The organism is Bartonella sp. AP57NXGY, assembly GCF_042195805.1.
Classification (GTDB): domain Bacteria; phylum Pseudomonadota; class Alphaproteobacteria; order Rhizobiales; family Rhizobiaceae; genus Bartonella.
Genome location: NZ_JBHIOZ010000106.1, coordinates 1 through 4,314 on the forward strand (window position 1 = coordinate 1; position 4,314 = coordinate 4,314).

Genomic DNA, 4,314 nt, shown 5'->3' on the forward strand with positions numbered 1-4,314 from the left:
CCATTAATTTCTTTATTATAGCGCGCTGTAGCGCCTACATTAACGACTGTACCGTGGATAACACCGAAACGTTCAGGTGGAAAGGCAGAAAACTTGATGTAAGCACGTTGACCCTTTTCTAAAAAACCAATATCTCGATTATCAAAAAACGCTTCAACAATGAGACCACCTGCATCAGGGACAATACGCATAAGCGTTTTACCAGCTTCTACAAAGCCGCCCAAAGTATGGATACTTAAATCATCGATACGTCCATCAACAGGTGCATAAAGTGATAAGTGGTCAAGATGGTATTGAGTGCTATCAAGCTTTGCTTTTAATCCTTGAAGATTCAGTTCTGTTTCACGCGAAAGTTGGCGATAGCGGGCGATTTCATCGGAAATGAGACTTTTCCGTTGTTGGCGAAGGGTATTGATTTCGGCGGCATTTTCTTCCAAACGTCTTTGATTGGTTAAAATTTCATGCTCGACATTTTTAAAGTCATGTAAACGCTCTAAATAAACCGCTTGGCTAATGACTTTTGTTTCCATCAGGCTTTTTGCAGCTTTTAATTTTCCTTGGCTTAATTGACGATCATCTTCCAACCTATCTAATTGCGCATGTTGTGTTGCACCGCTGCGCTCGACGCGGTCCGCTTGTGCTTTTAGCGCTCTTAATTTATCTTGGAGAGATTGAAGGGCAGCGCTAATGAGTTTTTCCCCTTCTATTCTTGCAGTCGTGTTGCCAGAAGGAGGAACTGGCAGATAGGCAAGTCCTTTGGTCACAAAATCTTTATCCAAAGGATCACTTTCATGCAAAGCTGTTAAAATAGCTGTTGCGATTTGTGCTTGAAGGGTTTGTTGCGCGATATCTGCTTGAACACGTGCGCACTCATTGAGGGCTTCACGGGGATCTAATTGAATAAGGAGATCCCCTTGATGAACAAATTGCCCTTCTTTTACAAGGATTTTCTCAATGCGTCCTGTATTTTGCGCTTGGACCAGCTGAACGTAAGCGGTGGGAATAACACTTCCTTGCCCCCGTGCAACAATCTCTGTTTTTGCGATAAAGCTGCCGATCACAATAAAGAGAAATAAGGTGACCAAAACAGCAACAACCATATGAAGCGTTGGTGACAAAGGGCGCAAATAGGGAGCTTTATCTGCCATTTTTTGCCTCCAAATCAGTAAAGTTTAAGACGTTTGCATGCTGAGGAAAGAGGTCACTTTTGTGGGTAATAACAAGAACAATACGATCTTGTGAAAGTTTATATAAATGCTCCACAATTTGTGCACTGACAGCGTCATCCAATGCGGAAGTAGGTTCATCCAAAATAAGCAGGCTTGGGTTTATCAGAAAGAAACAAGCCAAAGCCAAGCGTTGGCGCTGACCACCTGATAAAAAACCACCTTGCTCTCCTACTTGAGTATGGAGTCCTAGAGGCAACTGAGCAATCAAATCATGGCAAGCACTAACATATAGTGCAGCGTCAATTTCATCTTTAGTGGCATCTGGTTTAGCAAGAAGCATATTCTCAAGAATGGTTCCGGAAAAAAGGCAAGGATTTTGAGGAAAGTACGCGATTGTTTCACGCACGCTACGGACATCAAAATTCTGTAAAGGTTGGGCGTTAATCAATATCTTCCCGCTTGTTGGGGGGTAGAGTCCACAAAGGAGCTTCGCCAAGGTTGTTTTTCCGCACCCTGAAGGACCAAGTAACATAATTGGTTGCCCAGGTTGTAAACAGATATCAAGATGATTGATAATGGATTTATCTCCATAAGAAAAACAGAGATCGTTGGTTTCAAGATGAGGAGGAGCGCTGAGTTGAAGAGGCGGCTTTTCTTCTTCCCATTCTGGAGGGGAGTTAAGAATATCGCCCAAACGAAGACGAGAGATTTTCAAATGCTGCCATTCTTCCCATAGGGATGCAAGGCTTAAGATAGGACCAGAAACATTGCCTGCAAGAAGATGAAAGGCAATAAGTTGCCCTAGCGTAATCTGGTTTTGAAGAACTGCCTGAGCACCAAAAAAGATAATAAAAATAGTGAAAAGATCACCAAAAATATGGCTCATGGCTCCATTGAGAAGATGCAATTTACTGGTTGTAAGGCTTTGATCTAAACTACGAGCTAAAGTTTCTTGCATGCGTATCGTATGAGCAGATTCTTTTACATGTGCTTTAATGGCTTCAAGATTGGTAAAACTTTCAATAAGGCGCGATTTATGGACAGCTTGCAGAGTGAAAGCACGGCGTAATTGGCGGCGCAAGAAGGGACCGACCAACGCTAAAGACCCCATTTGTAAAGGTAAAATGATAAGGACAATGAAGGTAAGTTTCGGACTAATGGAAAAGAGTGCAACAATATAAATAATGGCAAAGAGAACATTTAGCACAGTTGTGGCGATGGTTCCTGTTAAAAAACCGCGAATTGTATCAACTTCTCCAATACGTGAAAACAATTCTCCTACTTGCCAACGGCGTAAAGTGGGCAAGGAGAGACTTAAAAGATGGGTGTAAATGCGCCGTCCAAATTCTAGCGTAAGCCGATTGGCTAAATAGGCACCTAAGTAGCCAGATAGAGTGCTAAGAGCTGTGCTAAACAGCATGATAGCAACCATCAAGACAACGATAGCATAGAGACTTTCAATACGCTGAAAAGGGAGAATACGGTCGATAATCGCTTGAAAAATAAAAGGATTCACCAAGCCCAGCAAACGCAAAACAACAGCAACGCAACTGAGTTCGATGACATAATAGATATATTTCTTTGTTGTTCTTGTAAACCAAGAGAATGATACTGGTTTTTCTTGTGAATGACTCATTTGAATTTATGATTTTGTTTAAGAGAAAGAGCGATTGATGTCGCATATTTAAACAGTATTGTAAATAGTATTATATTAACACAAAATATACATTTTGTGTTAATATAATATAAACATAATGTATTTATTGTTTATACAGTATTTTTATTGTTATTTATACAAATTATATTTGACTTATTATAAAATGAACAATAATGAATTTTCCACTGTATCGTTGTGATACAGTTATTTTTAATAATAAAAGGAGGATTTAAATGGGTAGTTCAAGCTCATCAAATGATTCAAGTAGTAACTCACATCCAAAAAGTTGGCTTTTTCCATAAGATGATTATAGTACAGGCGCTCATGCCCAAGCAGCAGGTGCAGGCGGCATCATAGGAGACGTAATAGGAGGTATTGCTGGTGCAGTTGGAGGTCTTTTTTCTGGACCGGGAGGTGTCAGTTCTGGCTTACACGGTGGAGCAGTAAGCGGCGGAATAGGAGGAGCTGGTGATTCAAGTAGTAACTCACATCCAAAAAGTTGGCTTTTTCCAGAAGATGATCATAATACAGACGCTTATGCTCAAGAAGCAGGTAAAGGCGGCATTGTAGGATTAGTATTAGGAGGTGGTGCTGGTGCAGCGGGAGGTTCTATTGCTGGATCAGGAGGTGCAGGTGCTGGCTTTCTCGGTGGGAGCAGTAAGCGGCGGAATAGGAGGAGCTGGTGATGCCTTGGTAGATAAGTACAATCAATTTCATCCGAATTCGAGCTGTGAAGTAGGCGATTACGTTGAAGCATCGGCCATAAAGGGAGGGATAGGAGCACTAGGAGGAGCATTAGGTGGTTCAGTGGCAGGTCCTGTTGGTACGTTCACTGGAGCAGTAGGCGGCGGACTAACAGGAGCAGCTAACGGTTTTGTAGATAAGTATAATCAATGTCATCCAAATCCGAGTTGTCAAGTAGGCGATTACGTTGAATCAGCTGCCATAAAGGGAGGGATAGGAGCAATAGGAGGTGGAATAGCAGGAGCTTCTGGAGGTCCTGTTGGTGCGCTCGGTGGAGCAGTAGGCGGCGGACTAACAGGAGCTGCTACCGGTTTTATAGATAAATACAATCAATGCCATCCGTAAAGTGGAGGGACACTGTTTCTAATTTATTTAGAAAATAACGATAAAGATATTTCTGAGATCAGTGATATTGTAAACATACTTTAAAGCTATGGCTAAACTGATTTCAGGGATATTTTTGTGTGTGATAATAGATATTTTATTTTGGATTTTTTTTATGAATGAGCTTATTAGTATTATTGTAGAATTATTATTTTCTATAGGTGCTTTAATTATATTTTTCTATACATTGTTTTCATATTATAAATCTAAAGGTTATAGTAAAAAAGAAATTTGGAAAAAAATTTTGTTAAGAATATTTTTGTTCTTTATATTATTTTCTATGACATTTTTTATTTATATACGTTATTTCTATGAACAATGATTATTCATTATTAATTTATAATTATAGATTAATTTGGA

Annotated in this window: 3 protein-coding genes; 1 reads left to right on the plus strand and 2 read right to left on the minus strand. The window is 40.1% G+C overall.

Going from position 1 to position 4,314, the window contains the following annotated elements; translation table 11 throughout:
• Both ACFIL8_RS07890 and ACFIL8_RS07895 read right to left on the minus strand, forming a co-directional pair.
• On the minus strand, window positions 1–1,148 hold a 1,148-nt coding region (locus ACFIL8_RS07890), incomplete at its 3' end, for an HlyD family type I secretion periplasmic adaptor subunit (protein WP_375689361.1).
• Window positions 1,138–2,805 (minus strand): peptidase domain-containing ABC transporter, encoded by a 1,668-nt coding sequence (locus ACFIL8_RS07895; RefSeq protein WP_375681161.1) that lies wholly within the window; start codon window positions 2,803–2,805, stop codon window positions 1,138–1,140. The genes ACFIL8_RS07890 and ACFIL8_RS07895, both read right to left, overlap by 11 nt.
• Before the next feature lie 615 nt (window positions 2,806–3,420).
• Here ACFIL8_RS07895 and ACFIL8_RS07900 point away from each other — a divergent pair.
• Window positions 3,421–3,915 (plus strand): hypothetical protein, encoded by a 495-nt coding sequence (locus ACFIL8_RS07900; RefSeq protein ID WP_375681162.1) that lies wholly within the window; start codon window positions 3,421–3,423, stop codon window positions 3,913–3,915.
• Window positions 3,916–4,314 lie beyond the last annotated feature (399 nt).